This window comes from Pseudomonas frigoris (assembly GCF_047758635.1).
GTDB classification, from domain to species: domain Bacteria; phylum Pseudomonadota; class Gammaproteobacteria; order Pseudomonadales; family Pseudomonadaceae; genus Aquipseudomonas; species Aquipseudomonas frigoris.
Window position 1 is genome coordinate 6,399,759 of record NZ_CP180479.1, and the last position, 15,703, is coordinate 6,415,461.

Sequence of the window (15,703 nt, forward strand, 5' to 3'; positions counted from 1 at the left end):
ACTGAGTTCTATCAGCTACGCCCCGCGTTCCGCTTCGTTTAAGGCCTCTTGCATGTCCGATCCTCGTTACCAGGTCGACGTCAGCGTCGTCACCCGCTATCTGGCAGAACAATCGCAACCCGAGCAAAACCGCTTTGCCTTCGCCTACACCATCACCGTGCACAACAATGGCGAGCTACCGGCCAAACTGTTGTCGCGGCACTGGGTGATCACCGACGGTGACGGGCATGTCGAAGAGGTTCGCGGAGCCGGCGTTGTTGGCCAACAACCGTTGATCGAGGTGGGCGAAAGCCATACCTACAGCAGCGGCACCGTCATGACCTCCAAGGTCGGCACGATGCAGGGCACTTATGAAATGGTTGCCGACGACGGCAAACACTTCGACGCCATCATCGCCCCATTCCGTCTGGCGGTGCCCGGAGCCCTGCACTGATGGCAACGTACGCCGTCGGCGATCTGCAAGGCTGCCTTCAAGCATTGCAATGTCTGCTCAAGCAAGTCGCCTTCGACCCGACACGGGATCGTCTGTGGCTGGTCGGCGATCTGGTCAACCGTGGTCCGCAGTCTCTGGACACCTTGCGCTTCCTCTATAGCATCCGCGAATCGCTGGTGTGCGTGCTCGGCAACCATGACCTGCACTTGCTGGCTGCCGGGAAAAACATCGAACGCTTGAAGAAGTCCGACACCCTGCTCGAGATTCTCGCAGCGCCCGATTGCGCGGAACTGCTGGAGTGGCTGCGTCAGCAAAAGCTCATGCACTACGACGAACAGCGCGATGTCGCCCTGGTACATGCTGGTATTCCGCCCCAGTGGTCACTGCGCAAGGCCTTGAAGTATGCCGCCGAAGTCGAGACGGCATTGCGCGATGACAACCTGTTGCCGCCCTACCTCGATGGCATGTACGGCAACGATCCGGCGAAATGGGACAACGACCTCAAAGGCGTGACACGCCTGCGGGTGATCACCAACTATTTCACCCGCATGCGGTTTTGTACCGCCGAGGGCAAGCTTGACCTCAAAAGCAAGGAAGGCCTCGACAATGCGCCACCGGGCTACAAACCCTGGTTTCAGCACAAAGAGCGCAAGACCAAGGGCCTGAAGATCATCTTCGGCCACTGGGCCGCTCTGGAAGGCCAATGCAAAGAGCCGGGCATCTCGGCCCTCGACACCGGCTGTGTCTGGGGTGGCGCCCTGACCCTCATGAATGTCGACAGCGGTGAACGCCTGTCTTGCAAATGCGACGAGCATGGCCTTGTCCTGCCGCCAGTCGCCGCACTTATCCCCGAACCATCGTCAGCAAGCGCCCCGCGCTAGACTGCGCTTTCAGCCGAGCCACAGGAGCCCGCCATGAGCGAATTCAAACGTATCCCCCCAGAACAAGCCCAGGCCCTGCGCGAACAAGGCGCGGTGGTGGTCGATGTTCGCGACCCAGCGACCTTTGCCGCGCTGCACATCGCCGGCTCGAAGCATCTGGATAACCACTCCATCTCGGATTTCATCCGCGCTGCCGACCTCGACGCACCGACTGTGGTCGTCTGCTACCACGGCAATTCCAGCCAGAGTGCCGCTGCGTACCTCATTAGTCAGGGCTTCTCCGACGTCTACAGCATGGATGGCGGTTTTGAGCTGTGGCGTACGACTTACCCTTCGGAAACGGCGCAAGGCACTTCCGAATAATTTTTTGTAACGCGCAAGCCCCGCTCCCCGCGGGCTCGCGCGGTGGCAGACGAACGGTCTGCCACAACTAATTACGTATCTCGCCTTTACCTCCCGAATTCCCAACTATCCTTAAGCGCAGGCCATCCAAAACAGGGGAGAGCCGGTACACCGGCGCGCGGGTCATCGGGAGTAGCTTTCGGGGTAGTCAGCTTCGAAAGAGTTCTGGGGGGTAAACAGCGACTGCATATTCGGTCGCTGCCAGCATCGACTGAATGATCCGGCGTCGGCTCCACGTATCGAGCGAGGTGACGTCATGAGTATCTTTAGCCACTTCCAACAACGCTTCGAGTCCACACGCCAGGAAGAACTCTCGCTGCAAGAGTATCTGGAGCTGTGCAAAAGCGACCGCAGCGCCTACGCCTCCGCCGCCGAGCGTCTGTTACTGGCCATCGGTGAACCGGAGCTCCTCGACACCTCGGCCAACTCGAGGCTGTCGCGAATCTTTTCCAACAAGGTGATCCGCCGCTATCCGGCCTTTGAAGACTTCCACGGGATGGAAGAATGCATTGACCAGATCGTGTCGTATTTCCGCCATGCCGCTCAGGGCCTGGAAGAGAAGAAACAGATTCTCTATTTGCTCGGCCCTGTGGGTGGCGGTAAATCATCCCTGGCCGAGAAGCTGAAACAGCTGATCGAAAAAGTGCCCTTCTACGCGATCAAGGGCTCGCCGGTATTCGAATCACCTCTGGGTCTGTTCAACGCCACCGAAGATGGCGCGATCCTCGAGGAAGACTTCGGCATTCCACGGCGCTACCTCAACACCATCATGTCGCCATGGGCTACCAAACGCCTCGCCGAATTCGGCGGCGACATCAGCCAGTTCCGCGTGGTGAAGCTCTATCCGTCGATCCTCAACCAGATCGCCGTGGCCAAGACCGAGCCGGGAGATGAAAACAACCAGGACATCTCGGCGCTGGTGGGCAAGGTCGATATTCGCAAACTCGAAGAATTCCCGCAGAACGACGCCGACGCCTACAGCTACTCGGGCGCACTGTGCCGGGCCAACCAGGGCCTGATGGAATTCGTCGAAATGTTCAAGGCACCGATCAAGGTGCTGCACCCACTGCTGACGGCCACTCAGGAAGGCAACTACAACAGTACCGAAGGTCTGGGGGCGATTCCGTTTACCGGGATCCTGCTGGCCCACTCCAACGAATCGGAATGGCACACCTTCCGCAACAACAAGAACAACGAAGCCTTCATCGACCGGATCTACATCGTCAAAGTGCCGTACTGCCTGCGGGTCAGCGACGAAGTGAAGATCTACGACAAGCTCTTGTTCAACAGCTCCCTGGCCAAGGCTCACTGCGCGCCTGACACCCTGAAGATGCTTGCCCAGTTCACCGTACTCTCGCGACTGAAAGAGCCGGAAAACTCCAACATCTACTCCAAAATGCGCGTGTATGACGGCGAAAACCTCAAGGACACCGATCCGAAGGCCAAGTCGATCCAGGAATACCGCGACAACGCGGGTGTCGACGAAGGCATGAACGGCCTGTCGACCCGCTTCGCGTTCAAGATCCTGTCGAAGGTGTTCAACTTTGATCCGCACGAAATCGCTGCCAACCCGGTGCACTTGCTTTACGTGCTGGAACAACAGATCGAACAGGAACAATTCCAGGCGGAAACCCGCGAACGCTATCTGCGCTTCCTCAAGGAGTACCTGGCACCGCGTTATATCGAGTTCATCGGCAAGGAAATCCAGACCGCCTACCTCGAGTCTTACAGCGAGTACGGCCAGAACATCTTCGATCGTTATGTGCTGTACGCCGACTTCTGGATCCAGGACCAGGAATACCGCGACCCGGAAACCGGCGAGATCCTCAACCGCGTAGCGCTGAACGAAGAACTGGAGAAAATCGAAAAACCGGCCGGCATCAGTAATCCGAAGGATTTCCGCAATGAAATCGTCAACTTCGTACTGCGCGCCCGGGCCAATAACAACGGCAAGAACCCGACCTGGCTCAGCTACGAAAAACTGCGGGTGGTCATCGAGAAGAAAATGTTCTCCAACACCGAGGACCTCCTGCCAGTCATCAGTTTCAATGCCAAGGCCAGCAAAGAGGACCAGCAGAAGCACAACGACTTCGTCACACGGATGGTCGAGCGGGGCTACACCGACAAACAGGTACGACTGCTGTCCGAGTGGTATCTGCGGGTCAGAAAATCACAATAACCCGCTGCCGGTCAGACCGGTTGTCGTCAGCCAGAGGCCTGTGTACGCATTTTCTGTTACACAGACCTCTGGAAGGTGTTCGAAAGTCGGTAGCGAGGTTCAGGCAGCGTCCAAAAGCGCTTGGGGGAGCGTGAACATCCCTTGGCACCGTCGGATGCTGCATAACCGCTCGCCCCTTTCAGGACAGCTTCTAAGGAGCAGTCATGAGCTATGTGATCGACCGACGTCTCAATGGCAAGAACAAGAGCACGGTGAACCGTCAGCGGTTTCTGCGGCGTTACCGTGATCACATCAAAAAGGCTGTCGAAGAGGCGGTCAGCCGGCGCTCCATTACCGATATGGAGCACGGTGAACAGATCAGCATCCCCGGTCGCGACATTGACGAGCCGGTGCTTCACCACGGTCGCGGTGGCAAGCAGACCGTCGTGCACCCGGGCAACAAGGAATTCACCAGCGGCGAGCACATTGCCCGCCCGCCCGGAGGTGGCGGTGGCAGAGGCCCCGGCAAGGCCGGCAACTCGGGCGAAGGGATGGACGAATTCGTCTTCCAGATCACCCAGGAGGAATTCCTCGAATTCATGTTCGAGGACCTTGAGCTGCCGAACCTGGTCAAGCGCAACCTGACCGGCACCGACACCTTCAAGACCGTTCGCGCCGGGATCAGCAACGAGGGCAATCCGTCGCGGATCAACATCATCCGCACCTTGCGCTCGGCCCATGCACGGCGAATCGCCCTGTCTGGCAGCAGCCGGGCAAAATTACGCGAAGCCAAAGAAGAACTGCTGCGACTCAAGCGGGATGAGCCAGACAACTTCGGCGATATTCAGGAAGTCGAAGCAGAAATCGAAAAACTCAGTGCGCGCATTCATCGCGTACCGTTTCTCGACACCTTCGACCTCAAGTACAACCTGCTCATCAAGCAACCCAACCCCAGTTCCAAGGCGGTGATGTTCTGCCTGATGGACGTGTCCGGTTCCATGACCCAGGCGACCAAGGACATTGCCAAGCGTTTCTTTATCCTGCTGTACCTGTTTCTCAAGCGTAACTACGACAAGATCGACGTCGTGTTCATCCGCCACCACACCAGTGCCCGGGAAGTGGACGAAGAAGAGTTTTTCTACTCCCGGGAAACTGGCGGCACCATCGTTTCCAGCGCCTTGAAACTGATGCAGGAGATCATGGCCGAACGCTATCCGAGCAATGAGTGGAATATCTATGCCGCCCAGGCCTCCGACGGCGATAACTGGAACGACGACTCGCCAATCTGCCGCGACATATTGATCAACCAGATCATGCCGTTCGTGCAGTACTACACTTACGTTGAGATCACCCCGCGCGAACATCAGGCCCTGTGGTTCGAGTATGAACGCATCGCCGAAGCCTTCTCTGATACTTTTGCCCAGCAACAACTGGTCTCGGCCGGGGATATCTATCCGGTCTTCCGTGAACTCTTCCAGCGCAGGTTAGTGACATGACCGCCAAAGAGCAGAAGCGCCAACCCATTTCCACCGGCTCCGAATGGACGTTCGAGCTGATTCAGGCCTACGACAAAGAAATCAGTCGTCTGGCGGCTCGCTACGCGCTCGATACTTACCCTAACCAGATCGAAGTGATCACCGCCGAGCAGATGATGGACGCCTACGCCTCCGTCGGCATGCCGCTGGGTTATCACCATTGGTCCTATGGCAAACACTTCCTCAGCACCGAAAAATCCTACAGCCGTGGGCAGATGGGGTTGGCCTACGAGATCGTGATCAACTCGGACCCCTGCATTGCCTATTTGATGGAAGAAAACACCATCTGCATGCAGGCTTTGGTCGTCGCCCATGCCTGCTACGGACATAACAGCTTTTTCAAAGGCAACTACCTGTTCCGCACCTGGACTGACGCCAGTTCGATCATCGATTACCTGGTCTTCGCCAAGCAATACATCATGCAGTGCGAAGAGCGCCACGGTATCGACGCGGTCGAAGACCTGCTGGATTCCTGCCACGCCCTGATGAACTACGGGGTCGATCGCTACAAACGCCCATATCCGATTTCCGCCGAAGAAGAACGTCGCCGGCAAAAGGATCGGGAAGAGCATTTGCAGAAACAGATCAACGATCTGTGGCGGACCATTCCAAAAGGTGCAGACAAGTACAGCGACAAGGACAACGCGCGCTTCCCCGCCGAACCTCAGGAAAATATTCTCTACTTCATCGAAAAACACGCACCGCTGCTGGAGCCATGGCAACGGGAAATCGTGCGGATCGTGCGTAAGATCGCTCAGTATTTTTATCCACAGCGTCAGACGCAGGTGATGAACGAAGGGTGGGCCACGTTCTGGCATTACACCCTGATGAACGACCTGTATGACGAAGGCCTGGTAACCGACGGCTTCATGATGGAGTTTCTGACGTCCCACACCAGCGTGGTCTATCAACCCGGCTTCGACAGCCCCTACTACAACGGCATCAACCCCTACACCCTGGGTTTTGCCATGTACCGGGACATTCGCCGCATGTGTGAACACCCTACCGAAGAGGACTACCGCTGGTTCCCTGAGATTGCCGGCACCGACTGGCTGTCGAGCATCAAGTTCGCCATGAGCAGCTTCAAGGATGAAAGCTTCATCCTGCAGTACCTGTCACCCCAGGTGATCCGTGACCTGAAGTTGTTCAGCATTCTTGATGACGACCAGAAGGACGATCTGCTGGTCCCGGCCATTCATGACGAAGGTGGCTACCGCATCATCCGTGAAACCCTGGCGGCGCAATACAACCTCGGCAATCGTGAACCCAACGTGCAGATTTACAGCATCGACCGGCGTGGTGACCGCTCGCTGACCTTGCGTCACCAGCAACACGACCGCAAACCGCTGGGCGAGTCCACCGAGGAAGTGCTCAAACACCTGCACCGCCTCTGGGGCTTCGACATTCACCTGGAAACCCTGCAAGGCGACCAGGTGATGAAAGTCCATCATGTCCCACCCAGAGGTGAACACGCCGAGGGGGATTACGGCCGACTGGACCTGGCTGTCATCCATCTTTGATCCTGTTTCTGCCTCCGGAGGTTCGACGCAAAGGTTATTCTGTCGGGCTAACGGAGGTTTTTTATGCAGATTTATAAAGTCGGCGGCGCGGTACGTGATCGCCTGCTGGGCAAGCCTGTCACCGATATCGACTGGGTTGTGGTTGGTGCCACCACGGAAGAAATGCTCGCCAAGGGCTTTCGCCCGGTGGGCGCGGACTTCCCGGTGTTTCTTCACCCCAAAAGCGGTGAGGAATACGCCCTCGCCCGGACCGAGCGCAAAAGCGGACGCGGTTACGGCGGCTTTACCTTTCACGCCAGCACCGAAGTCACCCTCGAAGAAGACCTGATCCGTCGTGACCTGACCATCAATGCCATGGCCGAAGACGATCAGCAGAACCTGACCGATCCTTACCACGGCCAGCGCGATCTCGAGGCGCGCTTGCTTCGTCACGTTTCCCCCGCGTTCGCCGAAGATCCGCTCCGGGTTTTGCGTGTTGCCCGCTTCGCTGCTCGTTATGCGGGGCTCGGCTTCACCGTTGCGCCAGAGACACTGGAACTGATGCGCCAACTCAGTGAATCAGGTGAACTGGAAGCCTTGACCGCCGAACGCAGCTGGAAGGAAATTTCCCGCGCCCTGATGGAAGATCAGCCACAGGTGTTCATCGAAGTGCTGCGCGAGTGTGGCGCTCTCAAGGTATTGATGCCGGAAGTCGATGCCCTGTTCGGCGTACCGCAACCGGAAGCCCACCACCCGGAAATCGACACGGGCGTGCACACCTTGAGCGTGCTGGAGCAAGCGGCGCAGCACAAACAATCACTCACCGTGCGCTGGGCCTGCCTGCTGCACGACCTCGGCAAGGGACTGACGCCCGAGGAGGAGTGGCCGCGACACATTGCTCATGAGCACAAGGGCTTGAAGCTGATCAAAGCGGTCAACGAACGCTTCAAGGCACCGAAGGACTGTCAGGAACTGGCTCTGCTGGTGGGCGAATATCACACCCACGGCCATCGCGCCCTGGAGCTGAAGCCGTCGACGTTGCTGGAGTTGCTGCAGAGTTTTGACATTTACCGTCGGCCGCAGCGGTTCGAGGAGTTTATCGCGGCGTGCGAGATGGACGCGCGTGGACGTAAAGGGCTGGAGCAGCGAAGTTATCCACAGGCTGATTATTTGCGGGGGGCGGCAAATGCTGCTCGGACCGTAGCGGTTCAGCCCTTGCTGGAGAAGGGATTCAAGGGGCCTGAGCTGGGTGAGGCGATCAAGCGAGAGCGACTAAAGGTGCTGAAGACTTACAAAGAAAAAGCCTAAGCAAGAGCAAAAGATCGCAGCCTTCGGCAGCTCCTACGGGGCGCACATCAATCCTGTAGGAGCTGCCGAAGGCTGCGATCTTTTGCTTTACAGCAAATCTGAGGGCGTCAGCTGCTCACCGCGCCATTCAAACGCCACCGGCGCCAACACCTGATCAATCTGTGCCTCGCCCCACAACATTGCAAAGCTCTTGCCTACACCCGGATGCACGCGATCCGGTGCAATCAGCGACAACGGCCACAGCACGAAGGCATTTTTCAGAATTTCTGCCCGCGGCAGGATCAAGCCATCGAAGTTGCCCACCAGATCGCCGAACAGCAGCACGTCGATATCCAGCGGCAAACCCTTGCGATCCGGCGCATAACGGCCGTTGTCCGCCTCGATGAATTTCAACCGGCGATCCAGCTCAATCAGCGGCAAATCGGTAAAAGCCGACACCACAAAATTGAAGAATGGCCCACTCTTGATCCCCACCGGCTGGCTTTCGAACACCGCCGAGCAGCGTATATCCACCAGGAAACCTGCCAGGGCTTCCAGGCCAGCCTGCAAATGGGATTCGCGCTCGATATTGCTACCGAGCCCGAGAAACACCTGAGTCAGCGACATCCGCGCTCGATCTCCACGCCCACACCGCCCGTGGCAGCCGGGATGGCGCCTGGCTTGGTCAGCTTGAGGCGCATCCAGGTGATGTTGAATTCGCTCATCAGCACTTCAGCCAGACGCTCGGCGAACGTCTCGACCAGTTGGAACTGCGCCTGCTCGGCAAAGGCCTGGATTCGCGACGACACACTGGCGTAATCGAGCGCCAGCGTCAGGTCATCACCGGCGGCGGCCGGGCGATTATCCCAGGCGAAGCTCAGATCAAGACGCAAGCACTGTCGGATGCCTCGCTCCCAGTCGTAGGCACCAATCACGGTGTCGACTTCCAGGCCCTCGATAAACACTCTGTCCAAGCACTTTTCTCCGCTGCACGACAAGGGCGCAATGCGCCGTTAGAATCAGGGCGTCCTCGCCCGGAATAGTTAGCATGTTTTGGTTACTGGCGACCCTCGCCTACCTGCTCGGCTCTCTGTCCTTCGCCATTTTGCTCAGCCGCCTGACCGGTAACCCCGATCCGCGAATGAGTGGCTCGGGCAATGCCGGCGCCACCAACATGTTGCGCCTGGCCGGCAAAAAACTCGCCGTCCTGACCTTGATCGGGGACCTCTTCAAAGGCCTGCTACCCGTACTGATCGCCGGCGTTGCGGGCCTTTCGCTTCAAGAACAGGCCTGGATCGGCGTCTGTGCCGTCATCGGCCACCTGTTCCCGTTGTACTTTCGCTTCCGCGGCGGCAAGGGTGTCGCCACCGCTGCCGGCATGCTGCTGGGCCTCTACCCGCCCGCCGCACTGCTGGCGGTCTGTGCCTGGCTGCTGACGTTCTACCTGACTCGCACCAGCTCACTGGCAGCCTTGATCGCCACACCGCTGACCCTGCCGCTGCTGGCCTGGCAAGAACCGGCGGCACTGCTGCCCATGAGCGCACTCACGGGACTGATCGTCTGGCGTCATCGGGGCAATCTACGCGACCTGTTTGCCGGGCGCGAACGGCATTTTTAAATACCGGGCATGAGCGCGGCTCATCCCGCACATCATCACAGCGCCGACAATTGCTCCATCGGCCAACGCGCCTGCACGCTGATTGCCAGGCTTTCATGCTGACCGGCCTGCAAACGCTGGCAGCCGGCAAAGGCAATCATCGCGCCGTTGTCGGTGCAGAACTCCGGACGAGCATAAAAAACATCGCCCTTCATGTCGCCGAGCATCTTCTCCAGTGAGGTACGCAGTGCCTTGTTGGCGCTGACGCCGCCAGCGATCACCAGACGCTTCATACCGGCCTGTTTCAGGGCACGCTTGCACTTGATGGTCAAAGTCTCCACCACGGCCTGCTGGAACGCCAGCGAGATGTCGCAACGGGCTTGCTCGCTGTCGTCCCCGGCGCTGACGCTCTGCTGCCAGGTGTTCAGGGCGAAGGTTTTCAAGCCACTGAAACTGAAAGCCAGTCCTGGACGGTCGCACATCGGGCGCGGGAAAGTGAAACGTCCTGCAACCCCTTGCTCTGCCAGCCGAGCGATTTCCGGACCACCCGGATAATTGAGCCCCATCATCTTCGCGGTCTTGTCAAAAGCTTCACCGGCGGCATCGTCGAGGGTCTCGCCCAAGAGCGTGTATTGACCGATCCCGTCGACCTGAACCAGCTGCGTATGACCGCCAGACACCAACAAAGCGACGAACGGGAATTCCGGTGGCTGCGACTCCAGCATCGGCGCCAGCAGGTGACCTTCCATGTGGTGCACACCCAGCGCCGGAATACCCCAGGCGAAGGCCAGCGCCTGAGCGCAAGAGGCGCCCACCAGCAAGGCACCGACCAGGCCAGGACCCGCGGTATAAGCGATGGCGTCGATCTCGGTCGGCACACAGTCAGCTTCGGCCAACACCTGACGAATCAAGGGCAGCATGCGTTTGACGTGGTCACGCGAGGCCAGCTCCGGCACGACCCCGCCATAGGCGCGGTGCAGGTCGATCTGGCTGAACAGCGCGTCGGCCAGCAGGCCGCGTTCACTGTCATATAATGCGACACCGGTTTCGTCGCAGGAGGTTTCTAATCCCAGTACTAGCATGGGTTTGCGCCTTGTTTAGGCTGAATTCGAAGGCGCGCATAATAGTCGCCATGGGATGCCCCGACTAGCGGTTTTCGATCAGAGGCTTTGCATTCCGGTCGATGAGGAGTTAACATCCGCAACCCTTAAAAACCGACGTCTTCAAGTGCTCTTTTGCCACGAGGATGTTGACCCCGGTAATGAATGAAGGTAGCTCTGGATGCCAGCCGTCAAAGTAAAAGAGAACGAACCCTTCGACGTAGCTCTGCGTCGTTTCAAGCGCTCCTGCGAAAAAGCCGGTGTACTGGCTGAAGTTCGTAGCCGCGAATTCTACGAGAAGCCTACTTCTGAGCGTAAGCGCAAAGCAGCAGCCGCTGTTAAGCGTCACGCCAAGAAAGTTCAGCGCGAACAGCGCCGCGCGGTTCGTCTGTACTAATACACAGACGTTCGTAGCAAGCTTCTGCCAAGCCCGGCCCTCAGCCGGGCTAATGGCATTTGCGGACAACGCTTGATGCTTCACCGTCAAAGCCGCACACGCGACCGAGACAAATCTGCTTCACAGCGTCAGACCTGGCTCTTTTGCCAGCGGTGCACGTCTTTTCTGACGAGCCTTCCAAGGCTACTGACGAGCACACCCACTGATTCCTCTCACGACGATCAGCCCAAGGCACCTTCTTGCGTGCCAGCTTATGAGCTATCCGAGGCCATCGACAGGCCGCAGCGGATTTCAGCGCAACACTTTCAAATAGTCGAATACTGATTGGTACTAACGTCAGTGGATTTTCGGCAGATACACTTCCCGACAGCGATTACGCAGACGACACTGGTCGAGCCGCACATTTTGCGCGCCTCAAACAACGACCCGCGCTCAGCCGCTCTTCGTTTCGGATTCATTGCAGCGCAGATGACGAGAACGCCATGGCCGGGCTAATTCCCCAGAGCTTCATTGACGACCTTCTGAACCGCACCGACATCGTCGATGTGGTCAGCTCGCGCCTGCAAATGAAAAAGACCGGCAAGAACTACACTGCCTGCTGCCCGTTCCACAAAGAGAAAACCCCGTCCTTCAGCGTCAGCCCCGACAAACAGTTCTATTACTGCTTCGGCTGCGGCGCTGGCGGCAACGCCCTCGGCTTCATGATGGACCACGACAACCTGGATTTCGTCCAGGCGGTCGAAGAACTGGCCAAAGCCGCCGGCATGGAAATCCCCCGCGAAGAAAGCGGACGGCCGCACAAACCGCGACAGCCGACCGATTCGCCGCTCTACCCGCTACTCACCGCCGCCGCCGACTTTTACCGCCAGGCACTGAAAAGCCATCCATCGCGAAAAGCAGCGGTGGATTACTTGAAAGGTCGCGGACTGACCGGCGAAATCGCCCGTGACTTCGGCCTCGGCTTTGCCCCGCCTGGCTGGGACAATCTGTTCAAGCACTTGAGCAGCGACACCCTGCAACAGAAAGCCATGATCGATGCCGGCCTGCTGATCGAAAACGCCGAAACCGGCAAACGCTATGACCGCTTCCGCGATCGCGTGATGTTCCCGATTCGCGACAGCCGCGGGCGAATCATCGCCTTCGGTGGCCGGGTATTGGGCGACGACAAGCCGAAATACCTGAATTCACCGGAAACCCCGGTATTCCATAAGGGCCAGGAACTCTACGGCCTTTATGAAGCACGCAAGAACAACCGCAACCTCGACGAAATCATCGTCGTCGAAGGCTACATGGATGTTATCGCCCTCGCCCAGCAAGGCCTGCGCAATGCTGTCGCGACCCTGGGCACCGCCACCAGCGAAGAGCACTTGAAGCGCCTGTTTCGCGTCGTGCCCAACGTTCTCTTCTGTTTCGACGGCGACCAGGCAGGTCGAAATGCCGCCTGGCGGGCATTGGAGGCAGCGCTGCCGAGCCTGCAGGACGGGCGGCGCGCACGCTTTCTGTTCCTCCCCGAAGGCGAAGACCCGGACACGCTGGTCCGCTCCGAAGGCACTGACGCCTTCCGCGCACGGATCAACCAGCACGCCCAACCATTAGCGGACTATTTTTTTCAACAGCTGACCGAGGAATCGGACCCACGCTCGCTCGAAGGCAAGGCCCACATGGCCACCCTCGCCGCGCCGCTGATCGACAAAGTCCCGGGGGCGAACCTGCGCATCCTGATGCGTCAGCGCCTGACCGAAATTACCGGGCTTAGCGGCGAAGCCGTGAGCCAACTGGTACAAAGCGCCCCCCAGGAAGCGCCGCCGGCGTACGACCCGGGCATCGATTACGACGCCATGCCGGATTACAGCGACTACCATCAGCCGCAGGCACAAGAGATGTATGCGCCGCAGCAGGAATGGACACCGAAGAAACCCGGCGCCGGCGGAAAAAAATGGGACAAAAAACCGTGGGACAAAAACGGCAAACGCGGTGGCGATCACGATCAACCCCGCGCGCCACGGGTGCCGGCCGCTGTAGAGCCGCCGACCCTGGCCGCCTTGCGCACACTATTGCATCACCCGCAATTGGCCGAGAAAGTCGAGGATGCCGGGCACTTTGCTGCCGAGGATCACACCAACACGCAATTACTGGTGGCCCTTCTCGAAGCCGTACAGAAGAATCCCAAGCTAAACTCATTTCAGTTGATTGCACGCTGGCACGGTACGGAGCAAGGACGTTTGCTCAAGGCGCTGGCGGAAAAGGAATGGCTGATTGACGGAGATAACCTTGAACAACAGTTTTTCGACACCATTACGAGCTTGTCAGCCCGCCAACGCGAGCGAAACCTGGAACAACTTCTCAGGAAAGCACGTCAAAGTGAACTGAGTGCCGAAGAGAAAAATCAACTGCGCGACCTATTAAGTCGCAATGTTTCCGCAACAAGCCCGACCTCAACTGGCGCGTGAGGTCATAGCTCAGGTATAATCCTCGGCTTGTTTTTTGCCCGCCAAGACCTTCAGTGGATAGGGTGTTATGTCCGGAAAAGCGCAACAGCAGTCTCGTATCAAAGAGTTGATCACACTTGGTCGTGAGCAGGGTTACCTGACTTACGCGGAGGTCAACGACCACCTGCCGGAGGATATTTCAGATCCGGAACAGGTGGAAGACATCATCCGCATGATCAATGACATGGGGATCAACGTATTCGAGGTTGCGCCAGATAAGGATTCCCTTATGCTGGCCGACGCCGATACCGACGAAGCCGCGGCCGAAGAGGCAGCAGCAGCGTTGGCAGCGGTCGAGACCGACATTGGTCGCACCACCGACCCAGTGCGCATGTACATGCGTGAAATGGGTACGGTAGAGCTCCTCACACGTGAAGGCGAAATTGAAATCGCCAAGCGTATTGAAGAGGGCATCCGCGAAGTGATGGGCGCAATTGCGCACTTCCCTGGCACGGTTGACCACATTCTGTCCGAATACACTCGCGTCACCACCGAAGGTGGCCGCCTGTCCGACGTCCTGAGCGGTTATATCGACCCGGACGACGGCATTGCGCCGCCTGCTGCAGAAGTGCCGCCGCCTGTCGACCCGAAAGCCGTGAAAGCGGACGACGACACCGACGACGACGACGCTGAAGCCAGCACCGACGACGAAGAAGAAGCCGAAAGCGGTCCGGATCCGGTCATCGCAGCTCAGCGCTTTGGCGCTGTCTCCGATCAGATGGAAATCACCCGCAAGGCGCTGAAAAAGCACGGTCGTGGCAACAAGCTGGCAATTGCCGAGCTGGTGCTTCTGGCTGAGCTGTTCATGCCGATCAAACTGGTTCCGAAGCAATTCGAAGGCCTGGTCGAGCGTGTTCGCAGTGCCCTGGATCGCCTGCGTCAGCAAGAGCGCGCGATCATGCAACTTTGCGTTCGTGATGCCCGCATGCCGCGTGCCGACTTCCTGCGCCAGTTCCCGGGCAACGAAGTTGACGAAAGCTGGTCCGACGGCCTCGCCAAAGGCAAAGGCAAATACGCTGAAGCCATTGGTCGCCTGCAACCGGACATCATTCGTTGCCAGCAGAAGCTGACCGCGCTGCAAACCGAAACCGGTTTGACGATCGCCGAGATCAAGGACATCAACCGTCGTATGTCGATCGGTGAGGCCAAGGCCCGCCGCGCGAAGAAAGAGATGGTAGAAGCGAACTTGCGTCTGGTGATCTCCATCGCCAAGAAGTACACCAACCGTGGCCTGCAATTCCTCGATCTGATCCAGGAAGGCAACATCGGTTTGATGAAAGCGGTAGACAAATTCGAATACCGCCGCGGCTACAAGTTCTCGACTTATGCCACCTGGTGGATCCGTCAAGCGATCACTCGCTCGATCGCGGACCAGGCCCGCACCATCCGTATTCCGGTGCACATGATCGAGACGATCAACAAGCTCAACCGCATTTCCCGCCAGATGTTGCAGGAAATGGGTCGCGAACCGACCCCGGAAGAGCTGGGCGAACGCATGGAAATGCCTGAGGACAAGATCCGCAAGGTATTGAAGATCGCTAAAGAGCCGATCTCCATGGAAACCCCGATCGGTGATGACGAAGACTCTCACCTGGGTGACTTCATCGAAGACTCGACTATGCAGTCGCCAATCGATGTCGCTACCGTTGAGAGCCTTAAAGAAGCGACTCGCGAAGTTCTCTCCGGCCTCACTGCCCGTGAAGCCAAGGTTCTGCGCATGCGCTTCGGTATCGACATGAATACCGACCACACCCTCGAGGAGGTTGGTAAGCAGTTCGACGTGACCCGTGAACGGATTCGTCAGATCGAAGCCAAGGCGCTGCGCAAGCTACGCCACCCGACGAGAAGCGAGCATTTGCGCTCCTTCCTCGACGAGTAACAACAAAACCCCCGGCCCAGGCCGGGGGTTTTGCATTTTGCAGATT

General features: G+C 58.3%; 14 protein-coding genes. 11 read left to right on the plus strand and 3 right to left on the minus strand.

The features are described 5' to 3' along the window. Nucleotides 1-52 precede the first annotated feature (52 nt). The 7 genes from apaG to ACMXYH_RS29620 all read left to right on the plus strand — a co-directional run bounded on the left by apaG (nucleotide 53) and on the right by ACMXYH_RS29620 (nucleotide 8,216). On the plus strand, nucleotides 53-433 hold the full coding sequence (gene apaG, locus ACMXYH_RS29590; protein ID WP_008147202.1) for a Co2+/Mg2+ efflux protein ApaG: 381 nt from the start codon (nucleotides 53-55) through the stop codon (nucleotides 431-433). Continuing rightward, a complete protein-coding gene (locus ACMXYH_RS29595; RefSeq protein ID WP_129440699.1) occupies nucleotides 433-1,314 on the plus strand; it encodes a symmetrical bis(5'-nucleosyl)-tetraphosphatase in 882 nt (293 codons plus the stop codon). The genes apaG and ACMXYH_RS29595 overlap by 1 nt, the downstream gene beginning before the upstream one ends. A 33-nt stretch (nucleotides 1,315-1,347) precedes the next feature. Beyond that, a complete protein-coding gene (gene glpE / locus ACMXYH_RS29600) occupies nucleotides 1,348-1,677 on the plus strand; it encodes a thiosulfate sulfurtransferase GlpE (RefSeq protein ID WP_008147200.1) in 330 nt (109 codons plus the stop codon). A 295-nt stretch (nucleotides 1,678-1,972) separates the two neighbouring features. Further along, nucleotides 1,973-3,895, plus strand: coding sequence for a PrkA family serine protein kinase (locus ACMXYH_RS29605; RefSeq protein ID WP_033056218.1), 1,923 nt, complete (start codon nucleotides 1,973-1,975; stop codon nucleotides 3,893-3,895). A 203-nt stretch (nucleotides 3,896-4,098) separates the two neighbouring features. Then, a complete protein-coding gene (locus ACMXYH_RS29610; protein WP_033056219.1) occupies nucleotides 4,099-5,370 on the plus strand; it encodes a YeaH/YhbH family protein in 1,272 nt (423 codons plus the stop codon). Beyond that, on the plus strand, nucleotides 5,367-6,929 hold the full coding sequence (locus ACMXYH_RS29615) for a SpoVR family protein (protein ID WP_129440697.1): 1,563 nt from the start codon (nucleotides 5,367-5,369) through the stop codon (nucleotides 6,927-6,929). The genes ACMXYH_RS29610 and ACMXYH_RS29615 overlap by 4 nt, the downstream gene beginning before the upstream one ends. 63 nt (nucleotides 6,930-6,992) lie before the next feature. Beyond that, the gene (locus ACMXYH_RS29620) at nucleotides 6,993-8,216 is read left to right on the plus strand and encodes a multifunctional CCA addition/repair protein (protein ID WP_415765739.1); all 1,224 of its coding nucleotides are present in this window, start codon (nucleotides 6,993-6,995) and stop codon (nucleotides 8,214-8,216) included. An 87-nt stretch (nucleotides 8,217-8,303) separates the two neighbouring features. On the opposite strand, the gene folK is transcribed toward ACMXYH_RS29620, so the two are convergent. Both folK and folB read right to left on the minus strand, forming a co-directional pair. Continuing rightward, nucleotides 8,304-8,822, minus strand: a complete 519-nt coding sequence (folK, locus tag ACMXYH_RS29625; protein ID WP_415765740.1) for a 2-amino-4-hydroxy-6-hydroxymethyldihydropteridine diphosphokinase — start codon at nucleotides 8,820-8,822, stop codon at nucleotides 8,304-8,306. After that, nucleotides 8,813-9,169, minus strand: a complete 357-nt coding sequence (folB, locus tag ACMXYH_RS29630) for a dihydroneopterin aldolase (protein ID WP_008008297.1) — start codon at nucleotides 9,167-9,169, stop codon at nucleotides 8,813-8,815. The genes folK and folB overlap by 10 nt, the downstream gene beginning before the upstream one ends. 74 nt (nucleotides 9,170-9,243) lie before the next feature. Between folB and plsY the strand changes: the two genes are divergently transcribed. Continuing rightward, a complete protein-coding gene (gene plsY, locus ACMXYH_RS29635; protein WP_129440691.1) occupies nucleotides 9,244-9,813 on the plus strand; it encodes a glycerol-3-phosphate 1-O-acyltransferase PlsY in 570 nt (189 codons plus the stop codon). 35 nt (nucleotides 9,814-9,848) lie between these two features. Here the strand turns inward: plsY and tsaD are convergent, their stop codons facing one another. Beyond that, a complete protein-coding gene (tsaD, locus tag ACMXYH_RS29640; RefSeq protein WP_046045367.1) occupies nucleotides 9,849-10,874 on the minus strand; it encodes a tRNA (adenosine(37)-N6)-threonylcarbamoyltransferase complex transferase subunit TsaD in 1,026 nt (341 codons plus the stop codon). Nucleotides 10,875-11,073: 199 nt separating this feature from the next. Here tsaD and rpsU point away from each other — a divergent pair, with 199 nt between their 5' ends. The 3 genes from rpsU (at nucleotide 11,074) to rpoD (ending at nucleotide 15,657) form a co-directional block, all read left to right on the plus strand. Further along, the gene (gene rpsU, locus ACMXYH_RS29645; protein WP_002551877.1) at nucleotides 11,074-11,289 is read left to right on the plus strand and encodes a 30S ribosomal protein S21; all 216 of its coding nucleotides are present in this window, start codon (nucleotides 11,074-11,076) and stop codon (nucleotides 11,287-11,289) included. A gap of 482 nt (nucleotides 11,290-11,771) precedes the next feature. Beyond that, nucleotides 11,772-13,739, plus strand: a complete 1,968-nt coding sequence (dnaG, locus tag ACMXYH_RS29650) for a DNA primase (RefSeq protein WP_415765741.1) — start codon at nucleotides 11,772-11,774, stop codon at nucleotides 13,737-13,739. Nucleotides 13,740-13,806: 67 nt separating this feature from the next. Continuing rightward, entirely contained in the window at nucleotides 13,807-15,657 is a 1,851-nt protein-coding gene (rpoD, locus tag ACMXYH_RS29655) for an RNA polymerase sigma factor RpoD (RefSeq protein WP_129440687.1), read from the plus strand. Nucleotides 15,658-15,703: the final 46 nt, after the last annotated feature.

Coding starts and splice junctions, on each gene's coding strand:
- apaG (WP_008147202.1), top strand. CDS start 53: ATGTCCGATCCTCGTTACCAGGTCGACGTCAGCGTCGTCACCCGCTAT.
- ACMXYH_RS29595 (WP_129440699.1), top strand. CDS start 433: ATGGCAACGTACGCCGTCGGCGATCTGCAAGGCTGCCTTCAAGCATTG.
- glpE (WP_008147200.1), top strand. CDS start 1,348: ATGAGCGAATTCAAACGTATCCCCCCAGAACAAGCCCAGGCCCTGCGC.
- ACMXYH_RS29605 (WP_033056218.1), top strand. CDS start 1,973: ATGAGTATCTTTAGCCACTTCCAACAACGCTTCGAGTCCACACGCCAG.
- ACMXYH_RS29610 (WP_033056219.1), top strand. CDS start 4,099: ATGAGCTATGTGATCGACCGACGTCTCAATGGCAAGAACAAGAGCACG.
- ACMXYH_RS29615 (WP_129440697.1), top strand. CDS start 5,367: ATGACCGCCAAAGAGCAGAAGCGCCAACCCATTTCCACCGGCTCCGAA.
- ACMXYH_RS29620 (WP_415765739.1), top strand. CDS start 6,993: ATGCAGATTTATAAAGTCGGCGGCGCGGTACGTGATCGCCTGCTGGGC.
- folK (WP_415765740.1), bottom strand. CDS start 8,822: ATGTCGCTGACTCAGGTGTTTCTCGGGCTCGGTAGCAATATCGAGCGC.
- plsY (WP_129440691.1), top strand. CDS start 9,244: ATGTTTTGGTTACTGGCGACCCTCGCCTACCTGCTCGGCTCTCTGTCC.
- tsaD (WP_046045367.1), bottom strand. CDS start 10,874: ATGCTAGTACTGGGATTAGAAACCTCCTGCGACGAAACCGGTGTCGCA.
- rpsU (WP_002551877.1), top strand. CDS start 11,074: ATGCCAGCCGTCAAAGTAAAAGAGAACGAACCCTTCGACGTAGCTCTG.
- dnaG (WP_415765741.1), top strand. CDS start 11,772: ATGGCCGGGCTAATTCCCCAGAGCTTCATTGACGACCTTCTGAACCGC.
- rpoD (WP_129440687.1), top strand. CDS start 13,807: ATGTCCGGAAAAGCGCAACAGCAGTCTCGTATCAAAGAGTTGATCACA.